Source organism: Rhizobium jaguaris (assembly GCF_003627755.1).
GTDB lineage: Bacteria > Pseudomonadota > Alphaproteobacteria > Rhizobiales > Rhizobiaceae > Rhizobium > Rhizobium jaguaris.
Genome location: NZ_CP032694.1, coordinates 3,425,798 through 3,444,156 on the forward strand (window position 1 = coordinate 3,425,798; position 18,359 = coordinate 3,444,156).

The 18,359-nt window shown below is 59.2% G+C and carries 16 protein-coding genes; 12 read left to right on the plus strand and 4 right to left on the minus strand.

What is annotated here, in order from left to right; all coding sequences use genetic code 11:
* Positions 1-145 precede the first annotated feature (145 nt).
* The 5 genes from CCGE525_RS16690 to CCGE525_RS16710 all read left to right on the plus strand — a co-directional run bounded on the left by CCGE525_RS16690 (position 146) and on the right by CCGE525_RS16710 (position 11,231).
* Positions 146-877: a TylF/MycF/NovP-related O-methyltransferase gene (locus tag CCGE525_RS16690; RefSeq protein ID WP_120705264.1), complete on the plus strand. Its 732-nt coding sequence runs from the start codon at positions 146-148 to the stop codon at positions 875-877.
* Between the two features lie 551 nt (positions 878-1,428).
* Positions 1,429-6,663 (plus strand): beta strand repeat-containing protein, encoded by a 5,235-nt coding sequence (locus tag CCGE525_RS16695; protein WP_162950198.1) that lies wholly within the window; start codon positions 1,429-1,431, stop codon positions 6,661-6,663.
* 297 nt (positions 6,664-6,960) lie between these two features.
* Entirely contained in the window at positions 6,961-9,015 is a 2,055-nt protein-coding gene (locus CCGE525_RS16700; RefSeq protein ID WP_120706449.1) for an O-linked N-acetylglucosamine transferase, SPINDLY family protein, read from the plus strand.
* Between the two features lie 32 nt (positions 9,016-9,047).
* The gene (locus CCGE525_RS16705; protein WP_120706450.1) at positions 9,048-10,298 is read left to right on the plus strand and encodes a DUF6250 domain-containing protein; all 1,251 of its coding nucleotides are present in this window, start codon (positions 9,048-9,050) and stop codon (positions 10,296-10,298) included.
* A gap of 702 nt (positions 10,299-11,000) precedes the next feature.
* Positions 11,001-11,231, plus strand: coding sequence for a hypothetical protein (locus CCGE525_RS16710; RefSeq protein ID WP_120705265.1), 231 nt, complete (start codon positions 11,001-11,003; stop codon positions 11,229-11,231).
* A gap of 66 nt (positions 11,232-11,297) precedes the next feature.
* Here the strand turns inward: CCGE525_RS16710 and CCGE525_RS16715 are convergent, their stop codons facing one another.
* Positions 11,298-11,705 carry a GFA family protein gene (locus CCGE525_RS16715; RefSeq protein WP_120705266.1) on the minus strand — a complete coding sequence of 136 codons (408 nt, stop codon included), beginning with the start codon at positions 11,703-11,705 and terminating at the stop codon, positions 11,298-11,300.
* A gap of 675 nt (positions 11,706-12,380) precedes the next feature.
* Here CCGE525_RS16715 and CCGE525_RS16720 point away from each other — a divergent pair.
* On the plus strand, positions 12,381-12,596 hold the full coding sequence (locus CCGE525_RS16720; protein ID WP_120705267.1) for a hypothetical protein: 216 nt from the start codon (positions 12,381-12,383) through the stop codon (positions 12,594-12,596).
* 110 nt (positions 12,597-12,706) lie between these two features.
* Here CCGE525_RS16720 and CCGE525_RS16725 read toward each other — a convergent pair whose 3' ends face one another.
* Positions 12,707-13,522: a phosphatase PAP2 family protein gene (locus CCGE525_RS16725; RefSeq protein WP_120705268.1), complete on the minus strand. Its 816-nt coding sequence runs from the start codon at positions 13,520-13,522 to the stop codon at positions 12,707-12,709.
* Between the two features lie 451 nt (positions 13,523-13,973).
* On the opposite strand from CCGE525_RS16725, the gene CCGE525_RS38340 reads away from it, so the two are divergent.
* A complete protein-coding gene (locus CCGE525_RS38340) occupies positions 13,974-14,117 on the plus strand; it encodes a hypothetical protein (protein WP_162950199.1) in 144 nt (47 codons plus the stop codon).
* 278 nt (positions 14,118-14,395) lie between these two features.
* Here CCGE525_RS38340 and CCGE525_RS16735 read toward each other — a convergent pair whose 3' ends face one another.
* The gene (locus CCGE525_RS16735; protein WP_120705269.1) at positions 14,396-14,887 is read right to left on the minus strand and encodes a hypothetical protein; all 492 of its coding nucleotides are present in this window, start codon (positions 14,885-14,887) and stop codon (positions 14,396-14,398) included.
* Positions 14,888-15,286: 399 nt separating this feature from the next.
* Here CCGE525_RS16735 and CCGE525_RS16740 point away from each other — a divergent pair, with 399 nt between their 5' ends.
* Together CCGE525_RS16740 and CCGE525_RS38345 are read left to right on the plus strand one after the other, a co-directional pair.
* Entirely contained in the window at positions 15,287-15,670 is a 384-nt protein-coding gene (locus CCGE525_RS16740; RefSeq protein ID WP_162950200.1) for a DUF982 domain-containing protein, read from the plus strand.
* 193 nt (positions 15,671-15,863) lie between these two features.
* Complete coding sequence (locus CCGE525_RS38345; protein WP_162950201.1) at positions 15,864-16,022, plus strand: hypothetical protein; 159 nt, start codon at positions 15,864-15,866, stop codon at positions 16,020-16,022.
* A 2-nt stretch (positions 16,023-16,024) separates the two neighbouring features.
* Here the strand turns inward: CCGE525_RS38345 and CCGE525_RS16745 are convergent, their stop codons facing one another.
* On the minus strand, positions 16,025-16,273 hold the full coding sequence (locus CCGE525_RS16745; RefSeq protein ID WP_120705271.1) for a hypothetical protein: 249 nt from the start codon (positions 16,271-16,273) through the stop codon (positions 16,025-16,027).
* Between the two features lie 247 nt (positions 16,274-16,520).
* On the opposite strand from CCGE525_RS16745, the gene CCGE525_RS16750 reads away from it, so the two are divergent.
* The 3 genes from CCGE525_RS16750 to tnpB all read left to right on the plus strand — a co-directional run bounded on the left by CCGE525_RS16750 (position 16,521) and on the right by tnpB (position 18,300).
* The gene (locus CCGE525_RS16750; RefSeq protein WP_120705272.1) at positions 16,521-16,811 is read left to right on the plus strand and encodes a CopG family transcriptional regulator; all 291 of its coding nucleotides are present in this window, start codon (positions 16,521-16,523) and stop codon (positions 16,809-16,811) included.
* A 695-nt stretch (positions 16,812-17,506) separates the two neighbouring features.
* A complete protein-coding gene (gene tnpA, locus CCGE525_RS16765; RefSeq protein WP_120702554.1) occupies positions 17,507-17,950 on the plus strand; it encodes an IS66-like element accessory protein TnpA in 444 nt (147 codons plus the stop codon).
* On the plus strand, positions 17,947-18,300 hold the full coding sequence (tnpB, locus tag CCGE525_RS16770; protein ID WP_028005268.1) for an IS66 family insertion sequence element accessory protein TnpB: 354 nt from the start codon (positions 17,947-17,949) through the stop codon (positions 18,298-18,300). Before tnpA ends, tnpB begins: the two co-directional genes overlap by 4 nt.
* Positions 18,301-18,359 lie beyond the last annotated feature (59 nt).

Below are 18,359 nucleotides of genomic sequence, written 5' to 3' on the forward strand. Positions count from 1 at the left end.
CGGAACCGAGGGCAAGCCGTCCACCTCTCGGCTATTCCTTCTATCGCCGCCGGCGGTCCTTATCGACGCACGCTCCAGGTAAGCTTGTCTCCCTACGCATATAGGGGAGAAAAGCCTCAGCCAGCGCCACGGAAAGCACCGACATATGAACGTCCCCTCACCAGACAGCCCGCAATTTGTGCAGTTTTTGGCCGTTATGGTCGAACAGATATTGGGGAACCCCCGAGGAGACGCATTCAACCTTGATACGGTAGCGCGTCTTGCCGCCGCAGTATCGTCTTCACAATACCTGTACTCGCGCATGATCGGCGCAAAACGCCTCAATGCGGCGGTAGAATTGATCGACTACGCCGTTTCGTGCGCCGCGGTCGAGGGGCTTACATTGGAATTCGGCGTCTTCTCGGGCCGGTCGATCAACCGCATCGCGCAGGGCAAACCAGGTCCCGTCTACGGGTTTGACAGTTTCGAGGGGCTTCCTGAAGACTGGCGTGAGGGGTATGACAAGGGCGCCTTTGGCCGCGCGGATCTTCCCCAAGTCGCGTCCAATGTGGAACTGGTTGTCGGATGGTTCGACAGGACCTTGCCGCAATTCCTGGACACCCATCCTGGCCCGGTGTCTCTCGTACATGTCGATTGCGACCTCTACAGCTCGACGCAAACAGTTTTGACGCAGCTGCGCGAACGCTTCGTGCCGGGGACAATCATCATCTTCGACGAATACTTCAATTATCCTGGCTGGGAGATGCACGAATTCAAAGCGTTCAAGGAGTTCGTAGAAAGTACCGGTCTCCAATATGAGTACATCGCCCTTTACCCCAATCACCAGCAGGTGGTGGTCCGCGTTACGGGCGTTCCCAACCGCCGCCCTTCCGCCTAAGCCGGACCGCGCTCCCTCACCCGCTCAGTAAATCGCCCCTGGCATTACGTTGATCGCCGGGGTGCGTGCGGCTGACGCCTATTATCTTCCGGGAATGACGCACAAGTATTAAACCGGATCTGTTGTTGGGAAGACCCGCAGCTTGGCGGTCGTTAATTCAAAATTAAAAGCAAAAGAATAAAACCTCTCTTGGTCGCGAGAGTTCTGCTGAAGAACGCGATTCGCCCATGAGTAAACGACAGATCTGGGCGAACCGGAGTTGCAAGGCAAGACATTGGCGTCCAATGGCGTAGGGATCAGGGCCATTGCATGGCTCTGGAAGCATGATGCCCTTCCAACGCGCCGGCTCGTCCGAGCCATGTTCCGTGTCAATTCATTCTCTTCCGACAGGTCGCCCGAATAGTCGACGCCGGTATGGTGTCCGATCAAGCGGGTAACGCTGCCAGCAAACGCGCGTCTGAAGACGCGGCGATAGGCTTTGCTGGTCTTCTCGCGCGACCGACGGCTGAGGAATGATATTTGCAGTCAGCTAACACTAGGGGCGCGCGTCCATGACTTCAGTTATTTCTTCTCTGAGCATCAATCAGATTAAGGCTCTTGCCACCTCAACGATCAAAGCGCTGACCACGAACGACGTGGCGGCGCTGAGCACCGCCCAGATCAAGGCGCTGAGCTCAACGCAGATCTCCGCTTTTGGAACGCAGGATATCTCCACCTTCACCTCCGAGCAGATAGGCGCCGTATCGACGACCGCCATTCTCGGGTTGAACCTGGACCAACTAGCAGTTCTTTCCTCGGGTCAGTTAGGAGGCCTCTCGACCGATCAGGTCGCCGCGCTCTCGACAGCCGACGTTGCCGCGCTCTCCACCGACCAGGCCAAGGTCCTGACCACCAGCCAGGTTGCCGCTCTGACCTCGAAGCAGGTTGCGGTTCTCTCCACCGACGACGTTGCCGCCCTCTCCACCGATCAGATCGGTGTGCTGAAGACCGGCCAGGTCGCCGCGCTGAAGTCCACGCAGATCGCCGCTCTCTCCACCGATCAGGTTGCCGCGCTCAACAGCTCGCAGATCGGCGCCCTGACAGCCTCCGAGGTTGGTGCACTCTCCACCGCCGACATCGCTACCTTCTCCACCGACGAGATCGCAGCGCTGACAACCGCAGCTCTGGCAGGCCTGTCCTCCGATAAGGTCGCAGCCCTCTCCACAGACCAGGTTGCCGCACTGTCCACCGGTCAGATCGCCAAGCTCTCCACCAGCCAGATCGGCGCCCTCTCCACCGGCCAGGCCAAGGTCCTGACCACCGGCCAGGTTGCCGCGCTGACCTCGACACAGATCGGCGCCCTCTCCACCGACGACGTTGCCGCCCTCTCCACCGATCAGATCGGTGTGCTGAAGACCGGCCAGGTCGCCGCGCTGAAGTCCACGCAGATCGCCGCTCTCTCCACCGATCAGGTCGCCGCGCTCAACAGCTCGCAGATCGGTGCCCTGACGGCCTCCGAGGTTGGTGCACTCTCCACCGCCGACATCGCTACCTTCTCCACCGACGAGATCGCAGCGCTGACAACCGCAGCTCTGGCAGGCCTGTCCTCCGATAAGGTCGCAGCCCTCTCCACAGACCAGGTTGCCGCACTGTCCACCGGTCAGATCGCCAAGCTCTCCACCAGCCAGATCGGCGCCCTCTCCACCGGCCAGGCCAAGGTCCTGACCACCGGCCAGGTTGCCGCGCTGACCTCGACACAGATCGGCGCCCTCTCCACCGACGACGTTGCCGCCCTCTCCACCGATCAGATCGGTGTGCTGAAGACCGGCCAGGTCGCCGCGCTGAAGTCCACGCAGATCGCCGCTCTCTCCACCGATCAGGTTGCCGCGCTCAACAGCTCGCAGATCGGTGCCCTGACAGCCTCCGAGGTTGGTGCACTCTCCACCGCCGACATCGCTACCTTCTCCACCGACGAGATCGCAGCGCTGACAACCGCAGCTCTGGCAGGCCTGTCCTCCGATAAGGTCGCAGCCCTCTCCACAGACCAGGTTGCCGCACTGTCCACCGGTCAGATCGCCAAGCTCTCCACCAGCCAGATCGGCGCCCTCTCCACCGGCCAGGCCAAGGTCCTGACCACCGGCCAGGTTGCCGCGCTGACCTCGACACAGATCGGCGCCCTCTCCACCGACGACGTTGCCGCCCTCTCCACCGATCAGATCGGTGTGCTGAAGACCGGCCAGGTCGCCGCGCTGAAGTCCACGCAGATCGCCGCTCTCTCCACCGATCAGGTTGCCGCGCTCAACAGCTCGCAGATCGGCGCCCTGACAGCCTCCGAGGTTGGTGCACTCTCCACCGCCGACATCGCTACCTTCTCCACCGACGAGATCGCAGCGCTGACAACCGCAGCTCTGGCAGGCCTGTCCTCCGATAAGGTCGCAGCCCTCTCCACAGACCAGGTTGCCGCACTGTCCACCGGTCAGATCGCCAAGCTCTCCACCAGCCAGATCGGCGCCCTCTCCACCGGCCAGGCCAAGGTCCTGACCACCGGCCAGGTTGCCGCGCTGACCTCGACACAGATCGGCGCCCTCTCCACCGACGACGTTGCCGCCCTCTCCACCGATCAGATCGGTGTGCTGAAGACCGGCCAGGTCGCCGCGCTGAAGTCCACGCAGATCGCCGCTCTCTCCACCGATCAGGTTGCCGCGCTCAACAGCTCGCAGATCGGCGCCCTGACAGCCTCCGAGGTTGGTGCACTCTCCACCGCCGACATCGCTACCTTCTCCACCGACGAGATCGCAGCGCTGACAACCGCAGCTCTGGCAGGCCTGTCCTCCGATAAGGTCGCAGCCCTCTCCACAGACCAGGTTGCCGCACTGTCCACCGGTCAGATCGCCAAGCTCTCCACCAGCCAGATCGGCGCCCTCTCCACCGGCCAGGCCAAGGTCCTGACCACCGGCCAGGTTGCCGCGCTGACCTCGACACAGATCGGCGCCCTCTCCACCGACGACGTTGCCGCCCTCTCCACCGATCAGATCGGTGTGCTGAAGACCGGCCAGGTCGCCGCGCTGAAGTCCACGCAGATCGCCGCTCTCTCCACCGATCAGGTTGCCGCGCTCAACAGCTCGCAGATCGGTGCCCTGACAGCCTCCGAGGTTGGTGCACTCTCCACCGCCGACATCGCTACCTTCTCCACCGACGAGATCGCAGCGCTGACAACCGCAGCTCTGGCAGGCCTGTCCTCCGATAAGGTCGCAGCCCTCTCCACAGACCAGGTTGCCGCACTGTCCACCGGTCAGATCGCCAAGCTCTCCACCAGCCAGATCGGCGCCCTCTCCACCGGCCAGGCCAAGGTCCTGACCACCGGCCAGGTTGCCGCGCTGACCTCGACACAGATCGGCGCCCTCTCCACCGACGACGTTGCCGCCCTCTCCACCGATCAGATCGGTGTGCTGAAGACCGGCCAGGTCGCCGCGCTGAAGTCCACGCAGATCGCCGCTCTCTCCACCGATCAGGTTGCCGCGCTCAACAGCTCGCAGATCGGTGCCCTGACGGCCTCCGAGGTTGGTGCACTCTCCACCGCCGACATCGCTACCTTCTCCACCGACGAGATCGCAGCGCTGACAACCGCAGCTCTGGCAGGCCTGTCCTCCGATAAGGTCGCAGCCCTCTCCACAGACCAGGTTGCCGCACTGTCCACCGGTCAGATCGCCAAGCTCTCCACCAGCCAGATCGGCGCCCTCTCCACCGGCCAGGCCAAGGTCCTGACCACCGGCCAGGTTGCCGCGCTGACCTCGACACAGATCGGCGCCCTCTCCACCGACGACGTTGCCGCCCTCTCCACCGATCAGATCGGTGTGCTGAAGACCGGCCAGGTCGCCGCGCTGAAGTCCACGCAGATCGCCGCTCTCTCCACCGATCAGGTTGCCGCGCTCAACAGCTCGCAGATCGGCGCCCTGACAGCCTCCGAGGTTGGTGCACTCTCCACCGCCGACATCGCTACCTTCTCCACCGACGAGATCGCAGCGCTGACAACCGCAGCTCTGGCAGGCCTGTCCTCCGATAAGGTCGCAGCCCTCTCCACAGACCAGGTTGCCGCACTGTCCACCGGTCAGATCGCCAAGCTCTCCACCAGCCAGATCGGCGCCCTCTCCACCGGCCAGGCCAAGGTCCTGACCACCGGCCAGGTTGCCGCGCTGACCTCGACACAGATCGGCGCCCTCTCCACCGACGACGTTGCCGCCCTCTCCACCGATCAGATCGGTGTGCTGAAGACCGGCCAGGTCGCCGCGCTGAAGTCCACGCAGATCGCCGCTCTCTCCACCGATCAGGTCGCCGCGCTCAACAGCTCGCAGATCGGTGCCCTGACAGCCTCCGAGGTTGGTGCACTCTCCACCGCCGACATCGCTACCTTCTCCACCGACGAGATCGCAGCGCTGACAACCGCAGCTCTGGCAGGCCTGTCCTCCGATAAGGTCGCAGCCCTCTCCACAGACCAGGTTGCCGCACTGTCCACCGGTCAGATCGCCAAGCTCTCCACCAGCCAGATCGGCGCCCTCTCCACCGGCCAGGCCAAGGTCCTGACCACCGGCCAGGTTGCCGCGCTGACCTCGACACAGATCGGCGCCCTCTCCACCGACGACGTTGCCGCCCTCTCCACCGATCAGATCGGTGTGCTGAAGACCGGCCAGGTCGCCGCGCTGAAGTCCACGCAGATCGCCGCCCTCTCCACCGATCAGGTTGCCGCGCTCAACAGCTCGCAGATCGGTGCCCTGACAGCCTCCGAGGTTGGTGCACTCTCCACCGCCGACATCGCTACCTTCTCCACCGACGAGATCGCAGCGCTGACAACCGCAGCTCTGGCAGGCCTGTCCTCCGATAAGGTCGCAGCCCTCTCCACAGACCAGGTTGCCGCACTGTCCACCGGTCAGATCGCCAAGCTCTCCACCAGCCAGATCGGCGCCCTCTCCACCGGCCAGGCCAAGGTCCTGACCACCGGCCAGGTTGCCGCGCTGACCTCGACACAGATCGGCGCCCTCTCCACCGACGACGTTGCCGCCCTCTCCACCGATCAGATCGGTGTGCTGAAGACCGGCCAGGTCGCCGCGCTGAAGTCCACGCAGATCGCCGCTCTCTCCACCGATCAGGTTGCCGCGCTCAACAGCTCGCAGATCGGCGCCCTGACAGCCTCCGAGGTTGGTGCACTCTCCACCGCCGACATCGCTACCTTCTCCACCGACGAGATCGCAGCGCTGACAACCGCAGCTCTGGCAGGCCTGTCCTCCGATAAGGTCGCAGCCCTCTCCACAGACCAGGTTGCCGCACTGTCCACCGGTCAGATCGCCAAGCTCTCCACCAGCCAGATCGGCGCCCTCTCCACCGGCCAGGCCAAGGTCCTGACCACCGGCCAGGTTGCCGCGCTGACCTCGACACAGATCGGCGCCCTCTCCACCGACGACGTTGCCGCCCTCTCCACCGATCAGATCGGTGTGCTGAAGACCGGCCAGGTCGCCGCGCTGAAGTCCACGCAGATCGCCGCTCTCTCCACCGATCAGGTTGCCGCGCTCAACAGCTCGCAGATCGGTGCCCTGACAGCCTCCGAGGTTGGTGCACTCTCCACCGCCGACATCGCTACCTTCTCCACCGACGAGATCGCAGCGCTGACAACCGCAGCTCTGGCAGGCCTGTCCACGCAGGACATCTCCTCTCTCTCCAGCGCTCAACTGTACGCCTTCACGACCACGCAGGTGCAGTCACTTGATGCGGGGCAAGTCGCTGCGGTCGTCTCCGCCTATGCGGTCTACAACTAAATCGAACGGTTTGCGGCGCGGTTTCTACCGCGCCGCAAGAACTTCGGCGCCGCGCGAGAAATCGCGCGGCGCTTTTTTGTGTGACGTGCTGGGCATCCACAATCGTTTTCGATTCGGACGAAGTCGCCATCTGGCGGCAGAGGCACACCATTACCCCTTTTTGACCGGCCGCCATGTCACGGCTGGAAGAACTCGTGACCAACCAGTCCGACGCAAGCTAGCTGCGATAGAAGGCATGACGCTTTCGCTCGTCAGTTCACACCCTCGGCCGAGAGGCCGTCTTGTCGTAGGATGTCCATGACCGTCAATATCGCATCTGTCTCGACTCCAGTCTCACCGCTCGCCAGCGTGCTGGACCGCGCGCGGAACCAGCAACTGCCGCTTGGCGAGTTGTTCCAGATTGCCGAAGTCCTGAGCCGCGCCGGGAAACAGCCGCAGGCAGTCGAGCTTTACAAAACCTGGATCGCATTCAACGACACCAATCCTCTGCTGCACCTCGCTTGTTTCAACTATGCGGTCTCCGCCAACCAGGCCGGAGATGCCGCGGGCGCGATCCACGCATTGCGTGCATGTTTGAAACTCGATCCGCTGTTCGGGCCGGCGCACATCAATCTTGGCCGCGTCCTGGAAGATTGCGGCCTGAACAATCGGGCCGTCGAACAATGGCAAAGCTTCGCGAAAGCTACCGCCGAAATCACGCCTGACAAGATCGGCTATCGCCTGATGGCGCTCCAGCATATTGGCCGCGTTCTCGAAGGCGCCGGCTTGCTCGAAGAGGCGGAAGCAGCTTTATGGCAGGCGATCGAGCTGCAACCCGGCAAGACCGAGGCGGGTCAACATTGGACGTCGCTGCGGCAGCGTCAATGCAAGTGGCCGACACTTGTTCCATCAGAGCATGTCTCCGCCCGACAGTTGCTGGACGCGATGTCGCCTTTGATACTTGGCTGCTATGCCGACGATCCCTTATTTCAGCTCGCCAAGGCCTATCGCTATAACAAGTCTCTGATCGGCCGGCCCGATCTCAGCGGCTTCCCACGCGCGACTCCGAAGCAGAAATCGGGAACGGGCGAACGTTTGCGCGTCGGTTATGTCTCATCGGATCTGCGCGATCACGCGGTTGGTTTTGCGCTCCGGGAAGTTCTGGAGTTGCATGACAAGAGCAGCGTCGAGATCTTCGCTTATTTTTGCGGCGAGCCGCGTGCCAACGACGCGACGCAAATGCGGATCAGAAACGCCGTAGATTGCTGGCGCGACATCTATGCGCTCAGCGATCTCGAAGCGGCAAAGCAAATCCGCGCCGACGAAATCGATATCCTCGTCGACGTCAACGGGTACACCAAACTTGCGCGGACGAAGATCTTTGCCTACCGGCCAGCGCCGGTCATCGTCAATTTCTGCGGCTATCCCGGCTCGATGGGCAGCCCGTTTCATCAATACATCATTGCCGACGAGCACATTATCCCGCCGGACAACGAAATCTATTATTCGGAAAAGGTGCTGCGGATTGCCTGCGACCAGCCCGTCGACCGCAAACGGCAGATCGCCGCAACGCCGACCCGTGCGGAAGCCGGCCTGCCCGAGGACGCTTTCGTCTATGCCTGCCTCAACGGTATGCAGAAGATCACCGCCGACTGCTTTGCGCGCTGGATGACGATCCTTTCCGCGACACCCGGCAGCGTGCTGTGGCTGCTCGGGGATGCAGAGGACGTCAACGAACGCTTGCGCCAGATGGCAGCGCAAAGCGGCGTGGAACCCGAGCGCCTCATTTTTGCGCCAAAGGCCGCCAATCCGAACCATCTGGCGCGAATGGCCCTTGCCGATCTCTTCCTGGACACCTTCCCCTATGGGGCGCATTCCACTGCAGCGGACGCGATTACCGTCGGCTTGCCAGTCCTGACGGTTCCCGGAAAAAGCTTTGCCTCCCGCTTTTGCAGCAGCATCGTCGCAGCCGCCGGCGTTCCGGAACTGACCTGCAGCGGGCCGGGCGACTACGTAAGTCGAGCTATCGCCTTCGCACAGGACCGCGAAAGTCTCGCGGCGATCAGGCAATCCCTGCAGAGCCAACGCGAGACCAGCACGCTGCGCGATATCCCGGCTCTCGCGCGGCGCCTCGAATACTTGTTTTGGCAGATGCAGGGCGAAATCGAGCGCGGGGAAACACCGGTGCCCGACCTGCAAAATCTTGATGTCTATTACGAGATCGGTGCTGAAATCGTTCTGGAGAATGTCGAATTCGAGGACGACCTCGCCTACCGGAGGCGCTATCTCGAGAAACTGGCCCAATGGAACGATTATGCGCCGCTTGCGCGCGACTCCCGTCTGCTGAGTGACCCGACATCGCTCAAGAATTGATTTCCGGCAAATATGCAATCCAAGAGGACATCATGACTCCTGTTATACTTGTGACGTTTGCCGGACGGCAAAAACGAATGGAGATCCTGACAAAGTATATCCGCAAAGCCATCAATGACGGGATCATTGATGAATGGCACATATGGGATTTTACCCGTTCTTCTCAGGATAATGAGTGGGTTACGCGCGAATTCGGCCCGGCGCGATATATGAGACCCGAGGCGCCCTATCAATTGAAGGGTACGGTCGCGCCCCGTTCCTCGTTCCGCACAAATGCGAAAATAGATCACGACCTTCATATCGCCGTTCTTCCGAATGGTGAGGCCGAAAATTATTTCGAGATTGTTGTCGGCGGCTGGGTCAATACGCACTCTGTTCTCCGCACCGTCAAACCCAGCGAGCTGGATAATTTTGCAAACAGGGGTGAAGCGGCGGTCATTTGGAGTAAATCGACCCCCGGCGTTCTTTCGCCGAGCCAGCCGAATCAGGTCGTCCTCAGCGTCGATTCCGCAGGTATTCCCACACTTCAGGTCAATGGGGTGATTGTCGGCACGTGGCCCGAGCTGAACTTGAGTTCAGGCGCATCGGTGATGGTCCGGGGAGGATGGGGCGCCGATCTGGAACTTTGCGATGTAAACGCCCCGGTGCGGCGCTACGTCGGAAATCCCAATGAAAAGCTGCCATACTGGCAGGCTTACGATTACTACGCGAAACGACTGGAGAAATTTTCCAGCGCGGTATTTCTGAAGTGCGATGACGATATCGTCTATTTGGACATCGAAAAGCTCAACGAATTCATCGAGTTTAGAAGGGCTAACCCCAATTATTTCGTCGTCTCCGCAAATGTCGTGAACAATGGTGTTTGCGCCTATTTCCAACAGTTAGGCGGAGCGCTTCCCGACGAGCTAGGCCATTTTGAACGCCCCCCGGGAGGGTTTGGGGGAAGCTTGTGGCTAAGTGCCGAGCGCGCAACCCAGCTTCACGACTTCTTCCTGGAAAAGAATGACAAGCATCTGCCGTTGCCGAACAAGGTCGTCGAATGGAAAGAGCGCCAATCGATCAACTTCATATCGTGGCTCGGAAAAGACCTGCTCCACATGGCTCTCCCGAAAGGCGATGATGAATACGCCTTGACCGTCGATCTGCCCACCTTCCTCGACCGTCCCACCGCCATCTATGCGGATTTTACGGTCAGCCATTTAAGTTTCGGGCCGCAAGAACAAGGACTGGATGTGGATCGTTTGATCAATGCCTATGACGCATTGACCTCTTCACGACTCTAGTCACCCAGGGCGGGAAGCCTGAATATCGTTAAGCCGACACAGGTGCGCGTTTCACTACGACTCGCGCCTGTATGATATCAGCTTGCGTCCTGCATGCTGTCTTAGCGAATATTCATGACAGCAAAGACGAACGACCCGGCGGTGACGCATATTGCGAGCGTTGAGTAGTAATCCATGTTGCATCCCCCTTTTCGCACCAATGCGATAAGGAGTCATAATCTTCACAAAAAAGTCGCAAGAATGAACTGATTGCGCACTTTTTCTATCGCCTGGACTCATGCCGTTATCGTGACGTGATGCGGCGATGGTGGGCGGCTAGCGGAGCTTGAAACCATTCCAATGCGAAGCTCTTGCCTTGGCAATGATAAGCTGCCCCTCGCGGACGACGGCGAACAAAGCAAAAATTGCTGCGATTGTTATCAGATCCCAATGCATTGCTGGCCTCGTAATTCTCGGTAAAAGCGGCCGAGCATCGGCAACCATCGCTGCGAGCCGTCTCACAGTTTCAAGGCGACATTGAGTTCGGGGAGCGGCACGATCGCGGCAATCTGCGAGCGGGATTAGGTAACACTCAACGCCACACCGCCTCGCTGCCCCAAGGCTGGCTGACAGGTATATGCCTCTCTTGGATAGCTTGCCTTTCCGCACCTATCATTGTTGACTTCCGCATTCAGTCATCGCGCCCGTGGCAGGGAGGGGAAGATGGGTACATCGCTTGTGGAACGTTTAACCGGATGCGTCGGACAGATCGAGGAGTTCTCTCAGCGTATCTCTCGCATTCAGGCCGGAGAAATGCATCATCAGGCCCAATTCGGTGATGGCCCTTGGGAGGACATCACGGCAATCGTCCTTGCCCACTATGAGCGTTTGCTCGAGGACTACAAATATTTCGCCGAGGATTTGAGACGTCGCATCGACAACGGTGAAAGCTGAGTTGGCTTGAGCCCGAGTTGGGACATGCCTCCGCCGTCCAGCAGGAGTTCTCCGCCCTTTTGGATGTCAACCCGCGCGGCTGCCTTGCGGGAGATGGTCGACGGCACCGTTAATTTGAACCCAACTGTGTTTCGACTGCTCAAAAATCGATTTGGCGGGAGGCGGGCATTTGGCATCGGCTAGCGCCCCAACTGCAACGCCGATCATTGACGGTAGATTGTCGGCCCTCCAATAGACCGATGAGCCGCAGTTCGGACAAAAATACGTGTGCACCTTTCCCCCGCTAGCCGCATCGCGGGTGAACTCTTTCGCAGTTCCAGAAATGGCGACGGCTTCGACCGGATAAAAAGCGCCCGCGCCAAACGGCGCGCCGGTTCTCCGCTGGCACTCGATACAGTGACACGCGACAATCAATTTTGGCGGTTCCGGAAGCTCTATCGTAAGAGCGCCGCAACTGCATCGGGCGTGGGTCATTGGAATACTCCTTCTTCTAAAGCGGGATCATAGAGCGGCGGCCGCCACTGCCTCACCGATGGCGGCCGCAATAGCTATCTTCGAAACCAATTCGATAAACTGCACGACCGGCTAGCGAAGGCAAACGTCACGCAATCTGTCACGCGACATTCGATTGCTGCTCCTGTAGTCAGTCCTCAGGTTCGATTTGAGGAGCAGGATGATGTCGACTTCGGTTCTGATTGCTTTGACGATGTCTTCGGCCTTGGTCACGCTAGCCCTTATGGCGACACAGCTTCTTCATTGACTTCGTAGACTTGGCGACACCTAGACACCGGTAACCTATGGGCGAAATATCACACGTAGACTTTCGCGAAGCGTCCGATATGGCCAACTGAGCGGAATTTCGCAGGGACATCGAAGTTGTAGATGACGAGAGTCCCACACGCCCGACCAAGGTTGCTCCGGGACTCCCGGCCGTCGCGTGGGTCCCCCGCTTCAGCACGTCCAATAGATCGCCCATTTCGGGGTTAAACCAGAGCAAACATCCTCGCGTCAGAAACGCGAGATTAATATCCACTGAAGCGTGTGCCGTTTCGGATCGCGGCTGCGCGACATGGCGGCCATTACCGCCTTACCGATGACGGCCGCAAGAGCTATCTTCGCAAATGATTGCAATGCCGAATGGAGGATACCATGGATTTGCATGAACGCCGTAAGAGCTACGAGCAGAAGATTGCCGAGCATCAAGAACATCTTCGGTCGATGGAAGAGAAGGACATCCGCCATTTTCGCCAGGAGGGAAATGGGCCTCTCGCAGAGGTAACCGAGGAGATCAAGGCGGAATACCGCCGACACATCGAAACCTATGCCGCCCTGATTGCACAGATTGATGCGATTTTGGGCGTTTAAAAACGGTGATCGTGCGAGGCTATTGAACGAAGTGATTTACCCGTCGCTTCTAAGTTGGTGAATGGGAAAGGCCCAGGGCGGGCCTTCCCCGCGAGCGTACGATAGCGACCTTAGCGCGTGAGGCCGGCGGCCGCGAGTTCCGCGCGAGCGTCGTCCAACAGCGGCCTGAATTTGGCGTTCTGCATCAGCAGCATTCCGATGGTCGTGCCGAGTACCGCGCTCGCCCTGATATCGCTGCGCGAATGAACGCCACAGATCATCCGGCTTTCAGCGAAGTCCTCGGCGCGAGCCATGACGAGCTGGCCCTTGTTCGGCATCAGGTGGGCAAGGATGACGCCCTGAGCATAGGATAGAGTGCCGTGACCACTGGGATAGGCACGAACCTTCGAACCGCCCTTGCCTGCCGCCTCGCAGACCTGGATATCGTCGTTGAAGGTCCAAGGCCGGCGCCGCCCGAAATAGACTTTGACCACGTCGGCGGCAGCATCGCGCTCATGCAGCACGGCGTCCAGCATCGCCGCGGTCGCGGGAAGCTTGGTGAGGTCGAAGCCGATCGGCCCCAGGGTCGTAATCCAGAGCTCGGAGCTTTCGTGCCGGTCATCCCATACGGCTTGGTCGCGACGCGCCTGCGAGGCGGCCTGCTGCATGTGAAGCACCTCCGCCACTTCCGCCTTCTGCTGGTCAGAGCCATCGGCAGGAGGAGGCGCCAGAAGGGTCGCCGGATCGAGGTCATCAGGAGAGAGATATTTTAGAATGTGCGCCGGGTTTTGCGGAAGCGGGGCCGGAGCCGGAGGCTCGGCTGCCGCAATCGCTGCCGCACCGGGATCCGCAGCTGCCGCCGCCGGCACTGCATTCTGGGCAAAAGAAGGCACGGCGAAGCCTACTACCACCGCCGTCGCAATCGCGAGGCAAGCGTATCTGGTCATGACGATTTCTCCTGCGGGGGCCAATCGCCTGAGCGATTGTGGTTTTGTTGCGAGCTGATGCATTGCCGTCATGCGAGAACTGATCGTGTCAATTGAAGGACCCGACAACTCGTAGCAAATGCAACATCCGTTGCTTACGCAGCGTTCATTACAGCGTCGTGACGACCTGGGGGGCAGACATGTCGTCAGCCGGCTTCACCGAAACAGCCATCGAGTCCCGCCGTCATTGCGCGGCGCCTTCGCACCGGCCCTTAATATCGATTCCCCTCGCCTTGCCCTGTCCTTTGATGAGATTTTTCATGGTCTTTCGACAGAAAGCGCCCTGGTAGAACGAACCTCCAGCCGCGCCGCATCGTTCAACTTTCATTTTCACAGCCGTAAAAGATTGTTTGAGCAGCTATGGACTTGGCCCGTTATCTCTCCGACAAGGCGCTGCTAAAGGAAAAATGACATGCGTGATTCTACGAGAGATCGAAAAGCTGAAGAAGCTCCATCCCGGGAGGACAAGCGTCCCGTTGAGGCCGAACTCTATGACCCGTGGGAAGAAGAGTTTCGCAAATCCTACCGAAAGGATGATATGGCGTTCGAGTTCTGATCGACGCCAACAGCGTTCAAGCCCGGCGGTCTCCCCCGACTTGATCCAGAACTGCCCGGCCTTCTCGACTGTGACGCTGGCCGAATCGGCAATGTGAACGCCGTCGCAAACTTCAACCGTTGCCGTCGCCGCGAAAGCATCGGCCTGCTTTTTCAACTTGAACGTCTTCAGCCGGCGTGTGCCCTAATGGTCGGTAGGCAACGTCCTGGACGGCTATCTTGCTGCCGTTGCCGTTGGAGAGATCGCACCGGATGCAAATATGAACTCAGGAAAACGGGCTAAAGCCACCGCCCCAGATTTGCGACCGGGGAAATTATGACCATCGGCTTTTTTCGCAACTCAATAGCGGAGGCGGTCCGTCCGTTCAGCCATCGACGAACGCTGTCTTCAGGCCGATCGCCCGGCATCACTTGAACCGATCTTCCGAGAATATCCATTCTTCGACCGTTAAATCCATGGTCGTCCGGATCCCGGCCGAACTTAGATGGCCCATAATCCGCTGTCCAGCGTGCGCGCGCCGGGAAGGGCTTTTCGGGTCCTGCTGCAAAGAAGGCCCAGACGTCAATGTCCTTCAGCCCATTCTTGCCATTCTCGTAGTGGAGTGCTCCTCCCTGAGCCAGGGCTAACAGGAGCAAACGATCCTTATAGAGCGACGCGACCGGAGCGTGTTCAAAAACCTGCAGAAGCCGTTTCCACGCAACGTCACCAAACCGAGGCAAATCGTCGTTCGTAATCGGTTCGAAAGAACGCGTTGCGACCAAGTTGCTCATGGTTACTCCTACCGAGAATATCGTTGTAGGTTACGACGCCTAAACTGGTAACTTTCGCCTTCCGCCGACCACTCCCAAGGTTTGCCCCGCAATAGTCCTTGCGGAGCGCAAAACTATTCCCAAATGCTCGGCGGCTCAGAAGTCAATGAAAAAACTGTAGCGCCACAAGCGCTATCGTGGTGATCTCCGCGCATACCGTCATGGCAGTCAAGATCGAAGTCGACATCATCTCGCTCCTCAAATCGAATTTTCTGAAGTGGTTACAGAAGCGAGCGAGGGGTGTCGCGCGACAGATCGCGTGACTTGCTGCCTCAAAAAAGCCCCCGCCTACTTACGTTTCAGCGGGGGGAGGAAATGCCATATATATTAGAAGATGCGAATTAATGAGCAAATGCCAAAGTGGATTCAAAATCCCCTATTCGATCAGCTTTGGTAACTTTTTGTTTCCGCAAGGCCCGAAGACTTATGGCAACTATAACAGCGCAGGAGCGTCACGCCGCCATAACGTGGAATACCCAAAGTCACTTTGACACGAGTTGTGCTCGCCCCTTGCGAGCATGTGCCGCGATCACCACCTTCGATACCCAATTGAATCTTGCGGCAAGTCTTGGTGGAGTAACGGCGACATTGGGGGAATGGCCCGGAGAGCAAAACGGGAAGTCGCTCGTCGCAGCAAAACAGGCACTGATTGATGCTCACGAAAGCAAGAGCTCAACCGAAGAAGAGCGCCGCGCGTTTCTAGCGGCGGCGGAAGAAGCTCAGATACTTTTCTTCAGGGCATAAAGTGAGACGCGGCGGGGAACCGTGGAACGCGAAGCGTGTTTCCGAACGGCTAACATCCATAAGCGACCGCACCGATGTGGATCAGATCGTGGAAAACTTCAGGCTGTGATGTTTCGCCCCAAGCTAATACATCTGCACTTCAGGCGAACGGCCGAGAACGATCGGTGCTGGCTGTACAAAAGGAAATATTCCGATGATGGGCACGAAGGGCGCAAGCAGCGGTGATGAGCACAACGCCTTCTCCCGTCGCAGCCGGCGAATGCTTGCCTGGGGCCGCGGCGAACTCAAAAAGATCAAACGGGGATTTTGGAAGCGGCAACGCAAGGCGGCCAAAGCAGATCGCGGGATGTGATCTTAGTCCGTGGAGCAGTCGTAAGCAGGAGCCGTCCTCACAAGCAGCCGATACTCATCCATCCGTAGATTGATCGTCGCCTCATACGCACGCATCGCCGCAGAATCATTTCTGATATAGGCACCCGCCGGGAAACAGCGCTCGAACCACTCCTGTGTCGGCTCTTCGGGCATCAGGCGCCATCCTTTGGGCACCGCGATAGCGGCTGCTTTTTTCGGCTCCGCTTCAGCCAGCGTGTGATGATCGTTCATCAATTTATCCTCCCCTGAGATTCCCCTCTGAAGGGATGTCACAACTCCATGAAGCGAGGCTGAATATTCCTATCGCTTGGTTGTCGTGCGATCGCTTTGAGGCTCGACAGCGGTTATGAATTTGAACCCTTCACGGGGCGTATCCCGCAATTGCGCGGCTGACTCTAAGCCAGCGCAGGGAACAATCCACTCCGCCCAAGGTTCGGTTTCGTCCACGGCGTAATGCCGTTCCGAAGGGAGAACCCGGATGAAAACGCGCGAGTATGCCGCTTTGCTCGAAGACGCTGCCAATCGCATCGCAGATATGTCGCGAGCAGAATTTCAGATCACATTGCGGCGGACTGCGTTGATGCTCAGAAATTCCGCTGCAGTCATCCTCGATGGCGATGCAGAAGACGCGGTTGCCAGTATCGCCGATGAACTCGGTATGACGCGAAACGACATGATCCGCTATATCGTCAATGAATGGCTTGAGAAGAATGCCTACCTACCCGTGCGAGAGCGGGATGAGGACGGCGAGGCGGAGGGCATTGCTTAAAGCCTAAAAAAGCCCCTAGCCAGTCGGGGATAGGGGCTGAGTTATCATGAAGTGCTCATTTCACTCGCCGGAGGGAAATCCGACCTAGTTGAATTAGAACACGATAATGTTGCCAATGATATACGCCCTTCGAGGAAGCGCTCTTCGGCAATTTTCCTGTATGATTCACCGTATTGAAGATCGGCCGTAAGCCTAGACCCCCTTCCGCATTCCCGAAGGGGTATTAATATTTTTCTGTTCCAGGTGAGAGGCAATCATATCGCGATTGGCATGGTGTATCAGCAGCGTCTCGTAGAAGAGTGCCAGGATTTTTCCGCCAATTCCGTGTCCAAGTGCCGCATGAGAAGTGTGGTAACTTTTTGCTCCTGCTGTGCAACCTGTTCCTCGGTTTCTGCGACATGATGATCTATCATATCGAGGTCGGCTTGAGTGAACGCCACTTGCATTCCCTTCCCCCCTTAAGCTCGGTGTCGCTGGGAGGTGGGACCCGTGATGGAAGCACTCTCCGTGTGCTCCGCTGGAACCTTGTGTAACGATCATGGTTCGGTATCGGGAGGATACGAAGATGACGCCACAAACTTGGACTCTAGCAGTGACGATCGAAACGTAAGCGCCGTCTCCGCCCCATTGGATTGGCTGTATTTTGAGGCTTGCTGCGTGTGCGAGAAGGTTTCCAGGACTATCTGGAGATTGGCATGGCAGATGATGGATTTGTTGGCCGCTACGAAATTGTCGAGCCGCGCCGCGGAAACCGGCGCTGGCCGGATGATGTGAAGGCGCGGATCGTGGCGGAAAGCCTTGAGCCTGGTGTTCGTGTTGTTGATGTCGCGCGCCGTCATGACGTTGTGCCGCACCAGCTTTCCTTGTGGCGCCGGCAAGTGCGCGAGGGCATTCTGGCCCTGCCTTTTGAGGCTATGTCGGGCCTGTCGGAGAGCGGCGATGCCGCGCCTGCATTTGTGCCTTTGGCGGTTGCGGCAGAGCCGAGCGAGGCGGTGAATGTTTTGGCGCCGCCGCTGCCGGAGGCGGGTTGGCCGGTCTTGACGTTGGAGATCGGCCCGGATGTTGTGATGCGGGTTCCCGGCGATGTGCCGGTTGAACGTGTGGCGGCTCTGGTACGAGCCATGCGAGGGACGGCATGATCGTCGCGGGCCAACGACTGCCGATCCTGATTGCAACGCGTCCGGTGGACTTCCGCTGTGGGCATCAGGCGCTGGCCTTGATGGTGCAGACCGAGTTGAAGCTCGACCCGCATTCCGGGGTGACGGTGATCTTCCGGTCGAAGCGCGGGGATCGCCTGAAGATCCTGGTGTGGGATGGCACCGGAATGGTGCTAACCTACAAAATTCTTGAACATGGAAACTTTGCCTGGCCCAAGGTTCAGGATGGGACGATGCGTCTTTCCAGGGGTCAATATGAGGCTTTGTTCGAAGGTCTTGACTGGCGACGGGTCATGGCACAGCGGGTGACCGCGCCGTCGGCGGCAGGGTAAATATCCGGCCGTCTTTGCATTGTTTTATTTGGCTTTTTTGTGCTGCCTTGCTATAAGGC